Origin of the sequence: Micromonospora sp. LHW51205 (assembly GCF_003315815.1) — a bacterium.
Classification (GTDB): domain Bacteria; phylum Actinomycetota; class Actinomycetes; order Mycobacteriales; family Micromonosporaceae; genus Micromonospora; species Micromonospora chalcea.
Genome location: NZ_QMEZ01000016.1, coordinates 1 through 18,323 on the forward strand (window position 1 = coordinate 1; position 18,323 = coordinate 18,323).

At 71.8% G+C, this 18,323-nt stretch carries 18 protein-coding genes and 1 tRNA gene; 8 read left to right on the forward strand and 11 right to left on the reverse strand.

The genetic code is table 11. The features are described 5' to 3' along the window. From DQE82_RS30195 to DQE82_RS30225, 7 genes are all read left to right on the forward strand, one after another. A partial coding sequence (locus DQE82_RS30195; RefSeq protein WP_199496168.1) for a cell division protein FtsK occupies positions 1–1,943 on the forward strand: 1,943 nt, incomplete at its 5' end. 142 nt (positions 1,944–2,085) lie between these two features. Then, positions 2,086–2,334, forward strand: coding sequence for a hypothetical protein (locus DQE82_RS30200; protein ID WP_113974868.1), 249 nt, complete (start codon positions 2,086–2,088; stop codon positions 2,332–2,334). Beyond that, on the forward strand, positions 2,331–2,624 hold the full coding sequence (locus DQE82_RS30205) for a hypothetical protein (protein ID WP_113974869.1): 294 nt from the start codon (positions 2,331–2,333) through the stop codon (positions 2,622–2,624). Before DQE82_RS30200 ends, DQE82_RS30205 begins: the two co-directional genes overlap by 4 nt. A gap of 252 nt (positions 2,625–2,876) precedes the next feature. Then, a complete protein-coding gene (locus DQE82_RS30210) occupies positions 2,877–3,767 on the forward strand; it encodes a bifunctional DNA primase/polymerase (protein WP_113974870.1) in 891 nt (296 codons plus the stop codon). Continuing rightward, entirely contained in the window at positions 3,764–5,029 is a 1,266-nt protein-coding gene (locus DQE82_RS30215; RefSeq protein ID WP_113974871.1) for a DUF3631 domain-containing protein, read from the forward strand. Before DQE82_RS30210 ends, DQE82_RS30215 begins: the two co-directional genes overlap by 4 nt. Before the next feature lie 291 nt (positions 5,030–5,320). Further along, complete coding sequence (locus tag DQE82_RS30220) at positions 5,321–5,503, forward strand: AlpA family transcriptional regulator (RefSeq protein ID WP_113974883.1); 183 nt, start codon at positions 5,321–5,323, stop codon at positions 5,501–5,503. Further along, the gene (locus DQE82_RS30225) at positions 5,503–6,708 is read left to right on the forward strand and encodes a site-specific integrase (RefSeq protein WP_113974872.1); all 1,206 of its coding nucleotides are present in this window, start codon (positions 5,503–5,505) and stop codon (positions 6,706–6,708) included. Before DQE82_RS30220 ends, DQE82_RS30225 begins: the two co-directional genes overlap by 1 nt. Positions 6,709–6,792: 84 nt before the next feature. Here the strand turns inward: DQE82_RS30225 and DQE82_RS30230 are convergent. The 9 genes from DQE82_RS30230 to ald form a co-directional block, all read right to left on the reverse strand. After that, positions 6,793–6,866: transfer RNA gene (locus tag DQE82_RS30230), tRNA-Pro, on the reverse strand. Between the two features lie 153 nt (positions 6,867–7,019). Next, the gene (gene der, locus DQE82_RS30235) at positions 7,020–8,426 is read right to left on the reverse strand and encodes a ribosome biogenesis GTPase Der (protein ID WP_043324888.1); all 1,407 of its coding nucleotides are present in this window, start codon (positions 8,424–8,426) and stop codon (positions 7,020–7,022) included. Further along, complete coding sequence (gene cmk, locus DQE82_RS30240) at positions 8,423–9,103, reverse strand: (d)CMP kinase (protein WP_073831621.1); 681 nt, start codon at positions 9,101–9,103, stop codon at positions 8,423–8,425. Before cmk ends, der begins: the two co-directional genes overlap by 4 nt. 170 nt (positions 9,104–9,273) lie before the next feature. Then, a complete protein-coding gene (locus DQE82_RS30245; RefSeq protein WP_043324891.1) occupies positions 9,274–10,044 on the reverse strand; it encodes a pseudouridine synthase in 771 nt (256 codons plus the stop codon). Further along, positions 10,031–11,035 (reverse strand): SMC-Scp complex subunit ScpB, encoded by a 1,005-nt coding sequence (scpB, locus tag DQE82_RS30250; protein ID WP_113974873.1) that lies wholly within the window; start codon positions 11,033–11,035, stop codon positions 10,031–10,033. The genes DQE82_RS30245 and scpB overlap by 14 nt, the downstream gene beginning before the upstream one ends. 4 nt (positions 11,036–11,039) lie before the next feature. After that, a complete protein-coding gene (locus tag DQE82_RS30255) occupies positions 11,040–12,107 on the reverse strand; it encodes a ScpA family protein (protein WP_069089181.1) in 1,068 nt (355 codons plus the stop codon). Positions 12,108–12,148: 41 nt separating this feature from the next. Next, positions 12,149–13,072 (reverse strand): ParA family protein, encoded by a 924-nt coding sequence (locus tag DQE82_RS30260; RefSeq protein ID WP_013285595.1) that lies wholly within the window; start codon positions 13,070–13,072, stop codon positions 12,149–12,151. A 194-nt stretch (positions 13,073–13,266) separates the two neighbouring features. Beyond that, positions 13,267–14,238: a tyrosine recombinase gene (locus DQE82_RS30265; RefSeq protein WP_064446394.1), complete on the reverse strand. Its 972-nt coding sequence runs from the start codon at positions 14,236–14,238 to the stop codon at positions 13,267–13,269. 11 nt (positions 14,239–14,249) lie between these two features. Further along, positions 14,250–15,365 carry an alanine dehydrogenase gene (gene ald, locus DQE82_RS30270; RefSeq protein ID WP_064446395.1) on the reverse strand — a complete coding sequence of 372 codons (1,116 nt, stop codon included), beginning with the start codon at positions 15,363–15,365 and terminating at the stop codon, positions 14,250–14,252. A gap of 171 nt (positions 15,366–15,536) precedes the next feature. Here ald and DQE82_RS30275 point away from each other — a divergent pair, with 171 nt between their 5' ends. After that, positions 15,537–15,908 (forward strand): TM2 domain-containing protein, encoded by a 372-nt coding sequence (locus tag DQE82_RS30275; RefSeq protein ID WP_082930962.1) that lies wholly within the window; start codon positions 15,537–15,539, stop codon positions 15,906–15,908. A gap of 66 nt (positions 15,909–15,974) precedes the next feature. Here the strand turns inward: DQE82_RS30275 and DQE82_RS30280 are convergent, their stop codons facing one another. Further along, positions 15,975–16,580 (reverse strand): NUDIX hydrolase, encoded by a 606-nt coding sequence (locus tag DQE82_RS30280; RefSeq protein ID WP_043324895.1) that lies wholly within the window; start codon positions 16,578–16,580, stop codon positions 15,975–15,977. Beyond that, a complete protein-coding gene (locus DQE82_RS30285; RefSeq protein WP_043324896.1) occupies positions 16,577–18,307 on the reverse strand; it encodes a CTP synthase in 1,731 nt (576 codons plus the stop codon). Before DQE82_RS30285 ends, DQE82_RS30280 begins: the two co-directional genes overlap by 4 nt. Between the last annotated feature and the right edge of the window lie 16 nt (positions 18,308–18,323).

The following is an 18,323-nucleotide window of genomic DNA, read 5'->3' on the forward strand; positions in this document are numbered from 1 at the left end:
GGCCGATCCTGGCCGACTGGGCGCGTTCCTGGCGCGCCTTCCGCGCCGCTGCCCGGCATCAGGTCAAGGACGCCGGATACGTCACCGCCTACCACGGCGTGCGGCTGCCGAAGTACGCGGCGAAGACGGCCGTGTACGCGCCGCTGGGCCTGTTCCGCGGCTTCGGGCGGGCGCTGCACTGGGCCAGCGCCGAGGAAGGCAACTGGCACCTACGGCAGGCCGCCGCGTCCCGAGGGGACGCGGACACGTGGATGAAGCTCGACGCCCGCCGCCAACGACAGACCGTGTGGCGGTGGTGGGTACTCGCCGCTGGTGCAGGTGCCACTGTGGCCGGTGCGGTGGTGCTGGCGCTTGGCCCGGCGTGGTGGCGTTACGCCGCGCTGCTGGTGGTGGTGCCGTTGCTGGCCACGCTCGGCCGTCCGGCGGACAAGCCGCTCACGGACCGGGTGACCGAGAGCACCCGCTACCGCAAGCTCACCGCCGACCTCGTCCGCCGCGCCCTCACGTCGCTGCAAATGAGCGGCATCAACTCAGCGGTCGCCAAAGACCCCAAGGCCATCTCGTTCCCGGTCGACATTCACCGCGACGGCCCCGGCCACCTCGCCGTGGTCGACCTCCCCTACGGGGTGGAAGCAGCCGAGGTGGTCGCCCGCCGGGGCAAGCTCGCCTCGGCGATGCGACTGCCCCTCGACCAGGTGTGGCCCGAGCCCGCACCGGGGCACACCGGCCGCCTCGCCCTGTGGGTCGGCTATGAGCCCGCGTCGCAGATGAAGCAGCCCCCGTGGCCGCTGCTCTCGGCCTCGGCGAAGGTGGATGTGTTCAAGGCGTTTCCGTTCGCCACCACCCCGCGCCTGGACAGCGTGGCGGTGGATCTGATGTTCCGGAACTTCCTGTTCGGTGGTCAGCCCGGTAGCGGGAAGACGTTCGCGTTGCGGGATCTGATCCTCGCCGCAGCTCTCGACCCGCGCGCCGAGATCCGAGGCTACGAACTCAAGGGGGTCGGGGACTTCGCCGTGCTGGAGCCGGTGATGGCCGAGTACGGCAACGGCTTCGACGACGAGACCCTCGCCCGCTGCTTCGGCTTCATCGAGTGGCTGTACGAGGAGTGCCGCCGCCGCTCCAAGCGCATCGAGCACTACGCAAGGTTGGGCAAGGCCCCGGAGAACAAGGTCACGCCCGAGCTGGCCAGCCTCAAGGGGTCCGGTCTGCATCCGCTGGTGGCGTGGTTCGATGAGCTGCAAGAGCTGATGACCAGCAAGTACGGCAAAGACGCCGGGGAACTCCTGGAGAAGGTCATCAAGCTGGGCCGCGCGCTCGGCGTGATCATCATGATCGGCACGCAGATCCCCGACAAGGACAGCCTGCCCACCGGCATCACCCGCAACGTCAACTCCCGCTTCTGCCTGTCCGTCGCTGACCAGACCGCGAACGACATGATCCTTGGCACCTCGGCGTACAAGAACGGCTACCGCGCCACGGTGTTCCAGCCGGTGATTGAGGCGGGGTGGGGCATCCTGCGGGGGTTCGGGCCGAAGGCGTCGGCGGTGCGGTCGTTCTACGTCGACACCACCGCCGCCGCCCGCATCGTCGCCCGCGCCGTCGCCCTGCGACAGACCGCCGGGACGCTGCCCAAGCCGGACGAGCAGACCCGCGACATCGCACCCGTGGCGGACGTACTCGGCGACCTGGCCCGCGTGTGGCCGGGCGACGACAAGGCCGCCTGGAACGAGACGCTGTGCGGCCTGCTGGCCGAGCTGCGGCCCGACGTCTACGGGGGTTGGGAGGCGGCGCAGCTCACCACCGCGCTCAAGCCCCACCCGGCCGTGAAGGTCGCCGACGTCGGCCGCCGCATCGACGGCAAGCCGGTCACCCGGCGCGGCATCAAGCACGCCGACCTCCTGACCGCGATTGCGGAGCGTGACCGCAAGCGGTCCGCCGGCTAACCGCCTCTGAGGGTGCTAGCGCTAGCGGCCCGTGCTGCTAGCGCTAGCACCCCCGCTAGCACCTAATCCGAATCATGAGCTGCCGTCTAGCAGATAGCAGCTCACGGCCGCTCACACCCGAAAACCGGCCCCGGAGGCTGTCATGGAGCCCCTGCTCACCCTCGCTAGCGTCACCGCCGCCATCCTCGCCCTGATCACGCTCGGTTACGGCGGGCTGTGCTGGGTCATCCCCTTCAAAACCTGCCGGCGGTGCGCCGGCACCGGCCACACCACCACCCGCATCCTGCACCGGCCCCGTGCCTGCCGACGCTGCGACCGAGGCATGCGGCTACGCCTCGGACGGCGCATCTACAACGTCCTCCACCGGCTGCGCGCCGAGGCGCACCGATGAACCGCCGCAACGCTCACACCGACTGGTGCGGGCGGGACCACCGATGCGGCCTCGGCGAACACCGCTCACCAGAAATCGTGGTCGACATCCCCGGCCACGCCCGCGCCGTCCTCGTGCGCGTCCGCACCGCTGCCGGGCGGGAGCACGCCGAGGTGCGCGTCCGCGTGGCGCTCGCCCCGGGCGAGCTGGCCGCCCGCCGCCAGTTGGTGGGGCTGCTCGGCGACCTGCGCCAGGCCGTCACCCGCGCCGCGCTCACCGCGCGGCCCCGGCCGAGGCGGGCCGAGCGGTGACCGGCAGGCGGTGGCTCGCCGCGTCCACGATCCTCGGCCGACCGGTCACCGACGACGAGCCCTACCCGCACATCTGCCGCCGAACGCTGGCCGCCGCTGGTGCCCTAAGCGGTCGGCCGGTCTACCTCCTGCGACGTGACTGCGCCGCCTGCGCCCACGAACGCACCCACCGCCAACCCGATCCGACGGGCGGGGCGTTGGTCGACCTGGCCGCCGCCCGTGCCCGCCGCACCACCCGAAGGGAGAGGCCCGTTGCCTGACCTGCTCACCGCCGCCCTGCGCTACGCCGCCCACGGGTGGCCCGTGTTCATGCTCGGTCGCTCAAAACGGCCGGTCGCCAACTGTCCCGCCTGCCCCAAGGCAGACCAAGACCCCGGCCACGATCAGGAAACCTGCGACTGCCTGACCTGCCACGGCTTCTACGCCGCCACCACCGACCCCGCTCGGGTCGCCGCGATCGTCGCCGCCGTCCCGCGCGGGCAACTCGCCCTGCGCACCGGCACCGCCGCCGCCGTGGTCGTGGTCGACGTCGACCCCGCCCACGGCGGGACAGACACCCTCGCCCGGCTGATCGCCACCGGTCTCACCCCGCCCACCGTGCGGGTGCTCACCGGCTCTGGCGGGCTGCACCTGTACTACCGCCACCCCGGCGGACGGGTGCCGTGTAGCCAGGGCAAGGCCGGTCAAGGGCTCGGCCCGGGGATCGATGTGAAGGCCGATGGCGGCTACGTGGTGCTGCCGCCGTCTGTACATCCGCGTACCGGTCGCCCGTACCGATGGGTGCCCGGCGAGGCCGTGAGGGAGATGCCCCCCGCCCTGCTCACGGCCTGCACCCGGCCGCCAGCACCGCCGTCGATGGCGGTGACCGGACCGGCGCGCGTGCGTGAGGCGGGGGGCATCTCCCACCCCGATCGGCTCCTAGCCGCCCTGCTCGACCGGGTGACCTCGGCTGCTGAGGGCACCCGCCGCACCACCCTCTACGGGGCAGCGCGGGGCGTGGCCCGCATGGTCGCCGCCGGAGCCATCGACCCGGCCGACGCCATCACCGCGCTCACCGACGCCGGACGCCGCGCCGAGCAGACCGACCGGGATATCCGCGCCGCCATCCGTGGCGGCTTCCGAGACGAAGGAGTCGCCGCATGACCACCGAACCTGACGACGGGGCAGCCATCCTCGACGCCCTGCACGCCTGCCTGACCCGCTACGTCATCCTGCCCAGCGCCGAGGCCATCGACGCGGTGGCGCTGTGGATCGCCGCCACCCACGCCCAACCCGCGTGGGCGCACGCACCCCGCCTCGTGATCCGGGCGCCCGAGAAGCGGTGCGGCAAGAGCCGGTTGCTCGACGTGGTGGAGGGCTGCTGCCACAACCCGCTCATCACCGTCAACGCCTCACCCGCCGCCGTCTACCGCGCCATCGGCAGCGACAACCCGCCAACCCTGCTCGTGGATGAAGCCGACACCATCTTCGGCGGCAAGAACGCCGACGCCAACGAAGACCTACGCGGGCTACTCAACGCCGGCCACCAACGCAACCGACCCGCAATCCGGTGGGACGCCGGCACCCAGCGGCTGGAAAAGATCCCCACCTTCGCCATGGCCGCTCTCGCTGGCATCGGCGCGATGCCCGACACCATCGAAGACCGCGCCGTTGTCGTGCGGATGCGCCGCCGCGCCCCCGGCGAGACGGTCGCCCCCTACCGGCACCGCCGCGACGGCCCGGCGCTGAAAGCGATCGCGCAACGCCTCGGACAGTGGCTCGGCGCGCACCTCTCGGCACTCGAAGCCGCCGAACCGCCGATGCCGGTCGAAGACCGCGCCGCCGACACCTGGGAACCCCTCGTCGCTGTCGCCGACCTGGCCGGTAGCACCTGGCCGCAGCGCGCCCGCCAGGCCGTCACCGTCCTGACCACCGAAGCCGACGAGTCCGGCAACGTCTCCACCCGCGTGCGGCTGCTCGCCGACGTGCGCACCGCCTTCACCGTGCTCGGCGACCCGCCCGCGGCTTCCACCCACGACCTGCTCACCGCGCTCAACGGCGACGAAGAAGCCCCGTGGGCAGGATTCGGGCCGACCGGCCTGACCGGCAAGCGCCTCGGCGACCTGCTCCGCGAGTTCGGAATCACCTCGACCACCATCCGATTCCCCGTCGGACAGGCCAAGGGCTACACCCGAGACGCCTTCACCGACGCATGGAACCGCTACTGCTCAGCACCCACCGCCGGACCATCCGTACCAAGCGTCCCAACCTCGTTTCCGCAGGTCATCCCCGGGACGGATTCCCTCACTGGTACGGATCGATCCGTACCAGCACCCCAATCCGTACCGCGCCTGAGCAGGCAAAACGAGCTTGGTACGGATGGGACGGATACCCCCCGGCGACACGTCACCCACCGCCGACCCTGACGCATCTCTCTCGACCGGGACACCGGTCCCGGCTCACGGAAACGGCCCGCCGAGAGCCACACAGACGCAACCGCCCAACGCCCTACACCGGGGCACCCGAAATCTTGCGTCTACGGCGCTCTCAGCGGGCCGTTCTGCGCCCTTCTGAGCCGATAACTCCCTGTCTATACAACAGAGTCCAATCACCCCGGAAAGGCGCTCACCGTGCGACTCGTGCCGCAGAATCAGCCCGCAGACGCGATCGACCGCCAGGAAGGAGACAACGTCATCCGCCTCTCGCCGAAGGTGTTCATGTCCACCGAGGAACTTGCCGAGCTGCTCGACGTCGATCCGTCGACCATTCGGCGGTGGCGCACTCTCCACCCGTTGCAGGGTCCGCCGTTCATCCAGATCTCCGACCGGGTGGTGAAGTACGCGACCTCCGACGTAGAGCGGTGGCTGTCGGCCCGTCGCGTCTACCCGCAGGCGGCCTGATGGCCACGCCGCAGCAACCACCGATCGGCGTACGCCTCGCCACCGATGTTGAGCACCGGCCCGGCCGTGACCGGCCCTACCGGGCGCGCGTGCGGTGGACCGACCCGACCAGCAAGCGCCGGCTGTCCAAGTCAACGACGGTCGCCACGCTCGAAGAGGCGCAAGCCTGGCTAGACGGCATGGTCAGCGCCGCACAGGGTGGCGTCGACCCGCTCGCCGCTACCAAGCGCCTCGCCGAGTACGGCGAGAGCGTGATGACGCTGGCCCTACGCGGCTTGGAACGCAAGACGCTTGATCCGTACCTGGCCGGGTGGCGCAAGCGGGTAGTGCCGACGCTCGGTCACATTCCCGTTCGGATGATCACCAACGGCGCGGTAGACCGGGCGGTGCATTCCTGGATCGCCGACGAATACAGCCGATCCACGGTGAAGAACAGCCTCGCCGTGCTGGTCCGGGTGATGGAACAGGCCGTACGTGACGGCATCATCCAACGCAATCCCGCCCAGGTCACCGGGTGGCAGCGCGAATACCAGCGGGCCGAAGACGAGTTGGACGACCCTCGCTCGCTCGCACTACCCGATTGGGAAACGCTTACCGCTCTCGCCGATGCGCTGGTCAACCGGTCCGCGAACCACTTCACCGGGTGGGCCGACGTGGTGATATTCGCCGCCTGTACCGCCGCCCGAATCGGTGAGGTATCCGGCGTCCGCGCCGAGGACATCGACCGCGAAACGTGGATGTGGACGGTACGCCGTCAAACCACGCCCGGCCCCGGTGGCCTCATCGACAAGGGAACCAAGGGAAAACGCGCCCGCACCGTGCCGCTGATCGAAGAGGTACGGCCGATAGTCGCTCACCGCCTGGACGCCGCAAGCAAGCCAGATTCCCGACTGTTCACCGGGCCACGCGGTGGCCGAATCAGCACCGCCGTGCTCCGCGACGCCACGCATTGGGATGAGGTGGTCACCAAGCTCGGATACGAACACCTACGCCGACACGACCTGCGGCACACCGGCCTTACCTGGATGGCCGACGCTGGCGTACCGGTGCACGTCCTACGGAAAATCGCGGGACACGGGTCGCTGACCACCACCCAGCGGTACCTACACCCCGACCGGCAATCGATCACCGACGCGGGAACGGCCCTCAGCGCCCACTTGAAGGCCCGCCGGTCCCCAACTGGTCCCCAGCTACGCGCCGTCTAGATCAGGAAATCTCTACCGCCCCAGTACGAATTAGAGGCCGTTGACCAGGGAGAATATCCCGGTCGACGGCCTCTTTTCGTGCTGTCGGGACGGCCGGATTCGAACCGACGACCCCTTGACCCCCAGTCAAGTGCGCTACCAAGCTGCGCCACGTCCCGATGCACCCGCCGGGTCTCCCCTGCGGCAGCCGGTACAGCTTAGCGCAGGATCTTCGCACCGTGCGCAGAGGCCCCTCCCGCGCCGCGCGCCACACCCCCTAGAGCATCCTAGGAGGGTGTGGCGCGACAACACCAAGAGCGGCAAGTAGAGCGTCAGCCGTGGGCCTTGCCCCGGCCGCCGGGGCCGAGCTTCTTGCGCGGGCGTACCGAGATCTCGATCGGGCTGCCCTCGAAGCCGAACTCCTCGCGGAGCTTGCGCTCGACGAAGCGCTGGTAGCCAGCGTCCAGCGGGCCGGTGGTGAACAGCACGAAGCGCGGCGGCGCCGCCCCGGCCTGGGTGGCGAACAGGATGCGCGGGGCGCGTCCGCCGCGTACCGGGTGCGGGGTGGCCTGGACCAGCGCGGTGAGCCACTGGTTGAGCTGCGCGGTCGGGATGCGCGTCTCCCAGCTCGCGAGGGCCTTGCGCAGCGCGGGCGCGAGCTTGTCGACGGCGCGGCCGGTCTTGGCGGACAGGTTCAGCCGGATCGCCCAGGGGATGCGCCGCAGCTCGCGGTCGATCTCCTTGTCCAGGTAGTAGCGGCGGTCGCCGTCGACCAGGTCCCACTTGTTGAACGCGATGACCAGCGCCCGGCCGGACTCGACCACCATGGTGAGGATCCGCTGGTCCTGCTCGCTGATCACCTCGCTGGAGTCGATCAGCACCACGGCGACCTCGGCCGCCTCGATCGCCGAGGCGGTACGCAGGCTGGCGTAGTACTCGGTGCCGCTGGCCTTGCCGACGCGCTTGCGCAGACCGGCGGTGTCGACCAGCTGCCAGGTCTCGCCGCCGATCTCGACCAGGCTGTCGACCGGGTCCACTGTGGTGCCGGCGACCGAGTCGACCACCGCCCGCTCCTCGCCGGAGAAGCGGTTGAGCAGGCTGGACTTGCCGACGTTGGGGCGGCCCACCAGCGCCACCCGGCGCGGGCCGCGCGGCCGGTTCTCCACGATCGCGGGCGCCTCGGGCAGCGCGTCGAGGATGGCGTCGAGCAGGTCGCCGGAACCGCGGCCGTGCAGCGCCGAGATCGGGAACGGCTCACCGAGGCCGAGCGACCACAGCGAGGTCGCCTCCATCTCGATGGTGGTGTTGTCGGCCTTGTTGGCGATGAGGATCACCGGCTTGGCGCTGCGGCGCAGCATCTTCACCGCGGCCTCGTCCACGTCGGTGGCGCCGACCATGGCGTCCACCACGAACAGCACCACGTCGGCGGTCGCCACCGCGGTCTCGGCCTGGGCGGCGATGGCCGCGGCCCGGTCCTTGGCGTCGGGCTCCCAGCCGCCGGTGTCCACCACCGTGAACGCCCGGCCGTTCCACTGCGCGTCGTAGGGCACGCGGTCCCGGGTCACGCCGGGAATGTCCTCCACGACCGCCTGCCGGCGGCCGATGATGCGGTTGACGAGCGTGGACTTGCCCACGTTGGGGCGGCCTACCACGGCCACCACGGGCTGCGGGCCGGCCGGCTCACCGGAGTCGACCTCCGGCTCGCGCAGCTCCACCCAGCCGCCGAAATCGTCGCTCATGCGGCACCCCGCTCCGTGAGCATCTCGCGCAGGCGGGCCACTACCTCGTCGATGCCCAGCTCGGTGGTGTCCAGCACCACCGCGTCGGGGGCCTGCTGCAGCGGGTTGACCTTGCGGGTCGAGTCGAGGCGGTCCCGGCGGGCCAGGTCCGCGGCGGTCGCCGCGACGTCGGCGGCGTCCTCGGCGCTGCGCCGCTTCGCGCGCGCCGCCTCGGAGGCGGTCAGGTACACCTTCAGCTCCGCGTCCGGTGCGACCACCGAGCCGATGTCCCGGCCTTCGACCACGATCCGGCCCGCGTCGGCGATCACCCGCCGCTGCCGGTCCACCAGCAGCTCGCGTACGGCGGCGACGGCGGCCACCGCTGACACGGCGGCGGTCACCTCGGCGCCGCGGATGGCGGTGGACACGTCGGTGCCGTCGACCGTCACGGCGTACCCCTGGGGGTCGGTGCCGATGCGCAGGTCGGCCTCGGCGGCGACCTTTGCCACCGACTCGGCGTCGGTGAGTTCCACGCCGGAGCGCAGGACCGCCCAGGTCAGCGCCCGGTACATGGCGCCGGTGTCGAGGTAGCGGGCGCCGAGGCCCGCGGCCAGCCGCCGCGACACGGTGGACTTCCCCGAACCGGACGGCCCGTCCACAGCGACCACACATCGCCCGGCCGGTACGTTCTCCTCCACCGTTGTCCTCCTCAGCCCGTACCTCGCGGGTCGCCCGGATTCCCGGGCGCCGTTGAGCGGATGGTTCTGTCGTCAATCATGCCCGCGCCGCGCGGGCGTCCCGCCGGGCGGCACGCGCCGGCCCGCGGACCGCGTCGAAGCCTACCGGCAGCCGTACCCCGATCGGCGGGTCAGTCACCCACGGCCTTGAACAGGGCGGCGACCTCCGCGTTCGTCAGCCGCCGCAGCCGCCCGGTGCGCAGGTCGCCGAGCTTGATCGGACCGATCGAGGTACGGATCAGGCGGGACACCGGGTGTCCCACCTCGGCCATCAGGCGCCGGACGATGTGTTTGCGCCCCTCGTGCAGGGTCAGCTCCACCTGGGCGGTTTTGCCGAGCGTGTCGACCAGCTTGAACCCGTCGACCTTCACCGGCCCGTCCTCCAGCTCGACGCCGGCGGCGAGGCGCTTGCCCAGGTTGCGCGGGATCGGCCCGGCCACCTCGGCGAGGTAGGTCTTGAGCACCTCGTACGACGGGTGCATGAGCTTGTGCGCGAGGGTGCCGTCGTTGGTGAGCAGGAGCAGGCCCTCGCTGTCGGCGTCCAGTCGCCCGACGTGGTAGACCCGCTGCTCCAGCCGCGCGCCGATGAAGTCGGCGAGCTCGGTGCGGCCCTTCTCGTCAGCCATGGTGGTGACCACGCCGCGCGGCTTGTTCATCGCCACGTAGACCAGGCGGACGTCGGCCTGGAGCCGCTCCCCGTCGACGACGATCACGTCGCGGGCCGGGTCGGCCTTGTCGCCGAGCTGCGCCACCCGCCCGTTCACGGTGACCCGGCGCCGGAAGATCAGGTCTTCACAGGCGCGCCGGGAACCCACCCCCGCGGCGGCGAGCACCTTCTGCAGGCGCTCGGCGCCCTCGTACACGGGGGCGTCGGGCTTCGGGGCACGGTCATCGCGTCGCATCGGCAAGCTCTTCTACGTCGTCGGGAAGGAACGGGGCCAGGGGCGGCAGGTCGTCCACCGAGTTCAGCCCCAGCTTCTCCAGGAACATGGTGGTGGTCCGGTAGAGGTAGGCGCCGCTGTCCGCTTCGGTGCCGCACTCCTCGACCAGGCCACGACCCACCAGGGTACGGAGCACCCCGTCGCAGTTGACACCCCGGATGGCCGAGATGCGCGAACGGGTCACCGGCTGCCGGTAGGCGACCACGGCGAGGGTCTCCAGCGCGGCCTGGGTCAGCCGCACGGACTGCCCGTCCAGTACGAACCGCTCGACGTAGGTGGCGTATTCCGGCCGGGTGTAGAGACGCCAGCCACCCGCCGCCCGGCGCAGGTCGAACCCGTGCCCGGCGGCGGTGTACCCGGCGGCGATCTCGTCGAGCATCGCGCCGACCCGTTCCGGGGACTGCTCCAGGACCTCGGCCAGGACCAGCTCGCTGACCGGCTGGTCCACCACGAGCAGGATCGCCTCCAGGGCGCCGCGCAGCTCCGCGTCGTCCAGGACCGGCGCGGGCACCGGTTCCGGCGCGGCCCGCCGCCGTCCCCGCTTAGCGGGTACGCCCTCAGCACCCGCTCCCCCACCCGCCCCCGGCGCCGCGTCCCGCGCGGGCAGGCCGACGTCTCCCCCGGCGTCGTCCGTCCCGGCCTCTCCCGAGATCTTGGTACGGTCCCGCCCTCCGAGGGGCCTCCCCGTACCAAGATCCCCCTGAACCGTGGCGATCTTGGAAGGAATGGGCCCCTCTGAGGGCCCTTCGCTTCCAAGATCCGCCGAGGAATCCGGTGTCGCGTCGAGATCTGCTTCCCGGGAATCGGTGGTGTCCGGGATGTCGGGGTCCGGGTGCTCGGCCGGTGCGTCGGAATCGTCCGGGGCTGGCCGGGGCGGGGCGGGACGCTCCCACGGGGGCACCCATGCGGCGGCCTGGTCGGCCAGGGAGTCGCGGCGTTCCTGGTCGCTCATCCGTTCACTCCTGCGTCGGTGCGTGTTCGTCCGCCGTCTCGCTGGGCACTGCGGCGTCGGATGCGGCATCTGCGGCGACGTCGCCCGGCACGGCGGCGTCGCTCACCCCGGCGCCGACGTCGGCCGGAGCAGCCGCGGCGTCGGCCGGTGCGGCGGGGACGGACGTGGTCGTGGGTTCGGGGCTGCCGGCGTACTCGTCGACTGTCAGCTCGGCCTCGCCGTCGACCGGGCCGGTCCAGCGGACGGTCAACTCCTCCAGCGCCTGCTCCTGCACGAACGCCACGAGACCCTGCCGGTACAGCTCCAGCAGCGCCAGGAACCGGGCCACCACCTCGAGCGTCATCTCACAGTCGGCGCAGAGCAGCGAGAACGTGGCGATCCCGGCGCGGCGCAGCCGGTCGGCGATGATGCCGGCGTGTTCGCGGACGCTGACCCGGACCATGTGCACGTGCGCGATGGACACCTCGGGCACCGGTTTCGGGCTCATCGCCTTGACCGCGAGCTTGCGCAGCCGCTCGGGACCGATGCCGAGCACCAGGTCGGGCAGCGCCTCGGCGTACCGGGGTTCGAGCGTGACCGCCCTCGGGTAGCGCCGACCGCCGACCGCCTCCAGCTCGGCGATGTGCGCGGCGGCCTCCTTGTACGCCTTGTACTGCAGCAGCCGCGCGAACAGCAGGTCCCGCGCCTCCAGCAGCGCCAGGTCCTCCTCGTCCTCCACCTCGGCGGAGGGCAGCAGCCGGGCCGCCTTCAGGTCGAGCAGGGTGGCGGCGACGAGCAGGAACTCGCTGGTCTCGTCCAGGTCCCACTGGTCGCCCATCGCCCGCAGGTACGCGATGAACTCGTCGGTGACCTTGTGCAGCGCGACCTCGGTGACGTCCAGCTTGTGCTTGCTGATCAGCTGGAGCAGCAGGTCGAACGGGCCGGTGAAGTTGTCCAGCCGGACGGTGAAGCCACTGGTCTGCTCGCCGGTGCCCGCGTCGGCGGGCACCACACCGTCGACCTCGGCGGCCAGCTCCGCGGCCACGGCGGGGTCGCCGGCGCCGTGTGGCGGGTCGAGGGGCGGTGCGGTCACCGGGAAACCGTAGACGACGCGGCGGGCGGCCGGCGTGCGCCCTACCGGTCCGCCTGGGCGGCGATGACCTCCCGGGCCAGCTGCCGGTAGTTGCGCGCGCCGGAGGAGGCCGGGTCGAGGGTGGTGATCGGGGCGCCGGCCACGGTGGACTCGGGGAACTTCACCGTCTTGGTGATGACGGTCTGGTAGACCTTGTCGCCGAACGCTTCGACCACCCGCTGCAGCACCTGGCGGCAGTGGGTGGTGCGGCTGTCGTACATGGTGGCGAGGATGCCTTCGAGCTCCAGGTCGAAGTTGAGCCGCTCGCGTACCTTGTCGATGGTGTCCAGCAGCAGCGCGACACCGCGCAGGCTGAAGAACTCGCACTCCAGCGGGATGAGCACGCCGTGCGCGACGGTGAGCGCGTTGATCGCCAGCAGGCCCAGTGAGGGCTGGCAGTCGATCAGGATGAAGTCGTACTCCTTGCGGATGGTGCGCAGCACCCGCGCCAGGGCCATCTCCCGGGCGACCTCGTTGACGAGCTGGATCTCGGCGGCGGAGAGGTCGATGTTGGCGGGCAGCAGGTGCAGCCCGGCCACGTCGGTCTTGATCAGGACGTCCTCGGCGGTGACGTCGTCCTGCATCAGCAGGTTGTAGACCGACAGGTCCAGGTTGTGCGGGTTGACGCCCAGCCCGACGGAGAGGGCGCCCTGCGGGTCGAAGTCGACGAGCAGCACCTTGCGGCCGTACTCGGCCAGGGCCGCGCCCAGGTTGATGGTCGTCGTGGTCTTGCCGACGCCGCCCTTCTGGTTGGCCATCGCGATGATCCGCGCCGGACCGTGCCGGTCGGTCGGCATGGGTTCGGGGATCGGCTTGCGCATGGTGTACGCGGCCGGGTCGGCGGGGCCGAGATCGGCGCCGAGCGTCGCCTGCTGCTCACGGAGCTCCGACGTCCAGGTCTCGGCACGGTCACCGTTTCCTGCCATGTCCTCGTTGCCCCCTCCCGACGACCACCCGGCGTCGGAGCCGTCCGACGTCCCTCGCGGCGCCGCTGCGCACCCCCGGTCCGTCGCACCTGGAGGCCCGCGCCGATGCCGACTGTACGCCACCGGCCAGCAGCGCGTTCGGTAGCGGGTCGGCGTGTCGGCGGCCCGTCGGCCAGGGCCGGCCACGTCGGCGCTCAGCGGGCGCGCGGATGCGCTGTCGCGTACACCTCGCGCAGTCGTTCCACGGTGACCAGTGTGTAGACCTGGGTGGTGGTCACCGACGCGTGGCCGAGCAGTTCCTGCACCACGCGCACGTCCGCGCCGCCGTCGAGCAGGTGCGTGGCGTACGAGTGGCGCAGCGTGTGCGGGGAGACCGCGTCGGGGCCGTCGACCGGCAGGCCGGCCCGGGCGGCGGCGGCGCGCAGCACGGCCCAGGCGCCCTGCCGGGTGAGCGGGCCGCCGCGGGCGTTGACGAACACCGCGTGGGTGCCGCGTCCGGCCGCGAGCAGCGCCGGGCGGCCCCGGACCAGCCAGGCGCGCAGCGCGTCGGCCGCGTACCCGCCGACCGGGACCAGCCGGGTCCGGCCGCCCTTGCCGCGCAGCAGCACGGTTCCGGCGTCCAGGTCGAGGTCGTCGACGGCGGCGCCGACCGCCTCGGAGATGCGCGCGCCGGTGCCGTACAGGAATTCCAGCAGCGCCCGGTCGCGCAGCGCGCGGGCGGCGGCGTCGCCGGTGCCGTCGGCCGGGCCGGCGGCCTCCAGCAGCCGCAGGACCGCGTCGACGGGCAGCGCCCGGGGCAGGCGGCGCGGCGGCGCGGGCGGGCGGACGTCGCGGCTGGGGTCGGCGCCGGTGAGCCCTTCGCGCAGCGCGAAGCGGTGCAGGCCGCGTACCGCGCTGGCGGCGCGGGCGGCGGAGGAGACGGCGAGCGGCGGGTGGTCGTCGTCGCCGGCGCGCAGCCGGGCCAGGTGGGCCTCGACCTGCGCGGGCCCGGCGGCTGCCAGGTCGTCCACCCCCGCGGCGGCCAGGGTGGCGAGGTAGCGGTCCAGGTCCCGGCGGTACGAGGCGAGCGTGTTCGCGGACAGCCCGCGCTCGACGGTGAGATGGTCCAGGTACGTCCGGACCGCACGGCGCAGGGCCGGCGCGGGTTCCGCGCCGGCCGCGCGCACGGCGGCGTCGGTCAGCTCAGCACCTCGTCCAGCGGCAGCACGTCCATGCCGTGCGCCTCGGCGACCGGGCCGTAGACGACCTTGCCGGCGTGGGTGTTCAGGCCCAGCGCCAGCGCCGGGTCGTTGCGCAGCGCCGCCTGCCAGCCCTGGTTGGCCAGTTCCAGGGCGTACGGCAGGGTGACGTTGGTCAGCGCGTAGGTGCTGGTGTTCGGCACCGCGCCGGGCATGTTCGCCACGCAGTAGAAGATCGAGTCGTGGACCTTGTAGACCGGGTCGGCGTGCGTGGTCGGGCGCGAGTCCTCGAAGCAGCCGCCCTGGTCGATGGCGATGTCGACGAGCACGCTGCCCGGCTTCATCCGGGAGACCAGCTCGTTGGAGATGAGCTTCGGGGCCTTCGCGCCGGGCACCAGCACCGCGCCGATGACCAGGTCCGCGTCGAGCACTGCCCGCTCGATCTCGTACGCGTTTGAGGCGACCGTCTGCAGGTGGCCCCGGTAGATGGCGTCGGCGGAGCGCAGCCGGGCCACGTTCTTGTCCAGCAGCAGCACCTCGGACTGCAGGCCCAGCGCGATGGCGGCGGCGTTGAGGCCGGACACGCCCGCGCCGATGACCACGGTCTTTGCCGCGTACACGCCGGAGACGCCGCCGGGCAGCACGCCCCGCCCGCCGCCGGTGCGCATCATGTAGAAGGCGCCCACCTGGGGGGCGAGCCGGCCGGCCACCTCGGACATCGGGGCGAGCAGCGGCAGCGACCGGTCGGGCAGCTCGACCGTCTCGTACGCGATGCCGGTGACCTTGCGGTCGACCAGCGCGTCGGTGCACTCGCGGGAGGCGGCCAGGTGCAGGTACGTGAAGAGCACCTGTCCCTCGCGCATCCGGTGGTACTCCTCGGCGATCGGCTCCTTCACCTTGAGGACCAGCTCGGCGGTGTCCCACACCTCGTCGGCGGTGGCCAGGATCTTCGCGCCGGCGGCGGCGAACTCGTCGTCGGTGATGCTGGAGCCGACGCCGGCGCCGGCCTCGACGAAGACCTCGTGGCCGTGGCGGGTGAACTCGTTGACGCCCGCGGGCGTGATCGCCACCCGGTACTCGTGGTTCTTGACCTCGCGGGGGATTCCGACCTTCACGATGCAGACACCTTCCTCCGGGGCTGCTCACCCCCGACTGCGCGGCGCCGCGCCGGCTCCGTTGCCGGCGCGGTACACCGGTCCCGCCGGCGGCAGTCTAGAGCCGTGGGAAGCCCACGGACGGCGACACTGTGACATCCGGTGCCCGCTGGTGCTGACGGTGTGTCAGGCATGGGCCAGGCTGGCCGGTGGAGACGTCATCAGCCGACAGGACAGAGTTCGGTAAATATCCTTCCACGACCGGGGTGCCGGGGCCGACAGGACGCGAGTCGATCACTATTGTGTCCGCTCATGACCACTCCTTACCAGCAGTACCCGCAGGGCGTCTCGGACAAGAGCAAGGTCGTCGCGGGTGTGCTCCAGATCCTCCTCGGCGGCTTCGGCATCGGCCGGTTCTACATGGGCGACACCAAGACCGGTGTCATCCAGCTCATCGTCACGCTCGTGACGTGCGGCATCGGCGCGATCTGGGGCCTCGTCGACGGCATCCTGATCCTCGTCAACGGCGGTGTCGACGGGCAGGGCCGCCCGCTGCGCGACTGACCACCGCAACGGAAAGGGGCCGCCCGGCGCACAGCGCCGCGCGGCCCCTTCGTCGTCGGTTCCCGATCAGCGCGGCAGCGGCGCCTCCGGCCGGCGCAGCTCGGTGAAGCCGGTTTCCCGGGCGCGGGCCGCGGCGAGCAGCCCGGCCACGCAGGACGCGTTGGTGATCTCACCGGCCAGCACCATCCGCACCGCCTCGTCCAGGTCCACGCGGACCACCTGGAGGTCGGCCTCCTCGTCGTGCCGGTCGTGCCGCTGCTCCGCCGGCACCTCGGCCAGCTCGCGGGCCAGGAACACCCGGACCACCTCGTCGGAGAAGCCGGGCGAGCTGTGCAGGTCCACGAGCACGTCCACGCGCGCCGCGGTCAGGTCGGCCTCCTCGGCCAGCTCCCGCAGCGCCGCGGCGGCCAGGTCCTCGCCGCCGACGTCCATCAGCCCGGCGGGCAGCTCCCACAGGTGCCGGCCGACCGGGTGCCGGTACTGGCGGATCAGCACCACCTGACCGGCGTCGTCGAGCGCCACCACGGCGACCGCGCCGACGTGCCGCACGTAGTCCCGGGTCGCCTCGCCGCCACCGGGCATGGTGACGTCGTCGCTGACCACGGAGAAGATCCGGCCGGACCAGATCTGGCGGCGCGCGGTCACCTCGTACCGGTGCTCGACGCCGCTCACTTGGCCTGGGCCTTGGCGCCGCCGCCGCGGCCGGCCTTCTTCGCCGCGCCGTCCAGGTCCACCGGCAGCTGGTCGGCCTGCGAGTACGCCACGGCGGCGCCGACGAACGCGGCGAACAGCGGGTGCGGGCGGGTGGGGCGGCTCTTCAGCTCCGGGTGCGCCTGGGTGGCCACGAAGAACGGGTGCAGGTTGCGGTCCAGCTCGACGAACTCCACGAGCCGCCCGTCCGGCGAGGTGCCGGAGATCGTCAGCCCCGCCTTGGTGAGCTGGTCCCGGTAGGCGTTGTTCACCTCGTACCGGTGGCGGTGCCGCTCACTGACCTCGGTGCTGCCGTACGCCTCGGCGACGATCGACCCCTCGGCGAGCTTCGCCGGGTACGCCCCGAGCCGCATGGTGCCGCCGAGGTCGCCGCGGCCGGCCACGATGTCCTCCTGGTCGGCCATGGTGGCGATGACCGGGTGCACGGCCTCCTCGTCGAACTCCAGGGAGTTCGCCCCGTCCAGGTTGGCCAGGTGGCGGGCCACCTCGATGGTCATGCACTGCAGGCCGAGGCAGAGGCCGAGCAGGGGGATGCCGTTCTCCCGCGCGTACCGGGCGGTGCCGACCTTGCCCTCGATGCCGCGTACGCCGAAGCCGCCGGGGATGACGATGCCGTCGACGCCGGACAGGGCGGCGGCCGCGCCGGCCGCCGTCACGCAGTCGTCGCTGGGCACCCACTTGAGCTTCACCCGGGCGCGGTGGCCGAACCCGGCCGCCCGGATCGCCTCGCTCACCGACAGGTACGCGTCGGGCAGGTCGACGTACTTGCCGACGAGCGCGACGGTGATCGTGTGCCGCGGCTGGTGCACCCGCTCCAGCAGGTCGTCCCAGCGGGTCCAGTCGACGTCGCGGAACGACAGGCCGAGCCGGCGCACCACGTACGCGTCGAGGCCCTCCCGGTGCAGCACCTTCGGGATGTCGTAGATGCTCGGCGCGTCCGGGGCGGCGGTGACCGCCTCCCGGTCGACGTCGCAGTACAGCGACAGCTTCTCCTTGACCTTGTCCGGGATCTCCCGGTCGCAGCGCAGCACCAGCGCGTCGGGCTGGATGCCGATGCTGCGCAGCTGCGCCACCGAGTGCTGGGTCGGCTTGGTCTTCAGCTCGCCCGACGGCGCCAGGTACGGCACCAGCGACACGTGCAGGTAGAAGCAGTTGTCCCGGCCCAGGTCGTGGCGGATCTGCCGGATCGACTCCAGGAACGGCAGCGACTCGATGTCGCCGACCGTGCCGCCGACCTCGGTGATCACCACGTCGGGCACCTGGCCGTCGGCGTCCGGGTCGGCCATGCCGCGGATGCGGGCCTTGATCTCGTTGGTGATGTGCGGGATGACCTGCACCGTGTCGCCGAGGTACTCCCCGCGCCGCTCCTTGGCGATCACCGCCGAGTAGATCTGGCCGGTGGTGACGTTCGCCTTGCCGGAGAGGTCCCGGTCGAGGAACCGCTCGTAGTGCCCGACGTCGAGGTCGGTCTCGGCGCCGTCCTCGGTGACGAAGACCTCGCCGTGCTGGAACGGGTTCATCGTCCCGGGGTCGACGTTCAGGTACGGGTCGAGCTTCTGCATCACCACGCGCAGTCCGCGCGCGGTCAGCAGACTGCCGAGGCTGGAGGCGGTGAGGCCCTTACCCAGCGAGGAGGCGACGCCCCCGGTGACGAAAATGTGCCTGGTCGTCCGTGCTGTAGGGGCCAAGGCCTGCTCCCGTGTC

Coding starts and splice junctions, on each gene's coding strand:
- DQE82_RS30225 (WP_113974872.1), top strand. CDS start 5,503: ATGGCCACGCCGCAGCAACCACCGATCGGCGTACGCCTCGCCACCGAT.
- DQE82_RS30260 (WP_013285595.1), bottom strand. CDS start 13,072: ATGGCAGGAAACGGTGACCGTGCCGAGACCTGGACGTCGGAGCTCCGT.
- DQE82_RS30275 (WP_082930962.1), top strand. CDS start 15,537: ATGGGCCAGGCTGGCCGGTGGAGACGTCATCAGCCGACAGGACAGAGT.
- DQE82_RS30205 (WP_113974869.1), top strand. CDS start 2,331: ATGAACCGCCGCAACGCTCACACCGACTGGTGCGGGCGGGACCACCGA.
- DQE82_RS30215 (WP_113974871.1), top strand. CDS start 3,764: ATGACCACCGAACCTGACGACGGGGCAGCCATCCTCGACGCCCTGCAC.
- der (WP_043324888.1), bottom strand. CDS start 8,426: ATGAGCGACGATTTCGGCGGCTGGGTGGAGCTGCGCGAGCCGGAGGTC.
- DQE82_RS30220 (WP_113974883.1), top strand. CDS start 5,321: ATGTCCACCGAGGAACTTGCCGAGCTGCTCGACGTCGATCCGTCGACC.
- DQE82_RS30245 (WP_043324891.1), bottom strand. CDS start 10,044: ATGCGACGCGATGACCGTGCCCCGAAGCCCGACGCCCCCGTGTACGAG.
- scpB (WP_113974873.1), bottom strand. CDS start 11,035: ATGAGCGACCAGGAACGCCGCGACTCCCTGGCCGACCAGGCCGCCGCA.
- DQE82_RS30200 (WP_113974868.1), top strand. CDS start 2,086: ATGGAGCCCCTGCTCACCCTCGCTAGCGTCACCGCCGCCATCCTCGCC.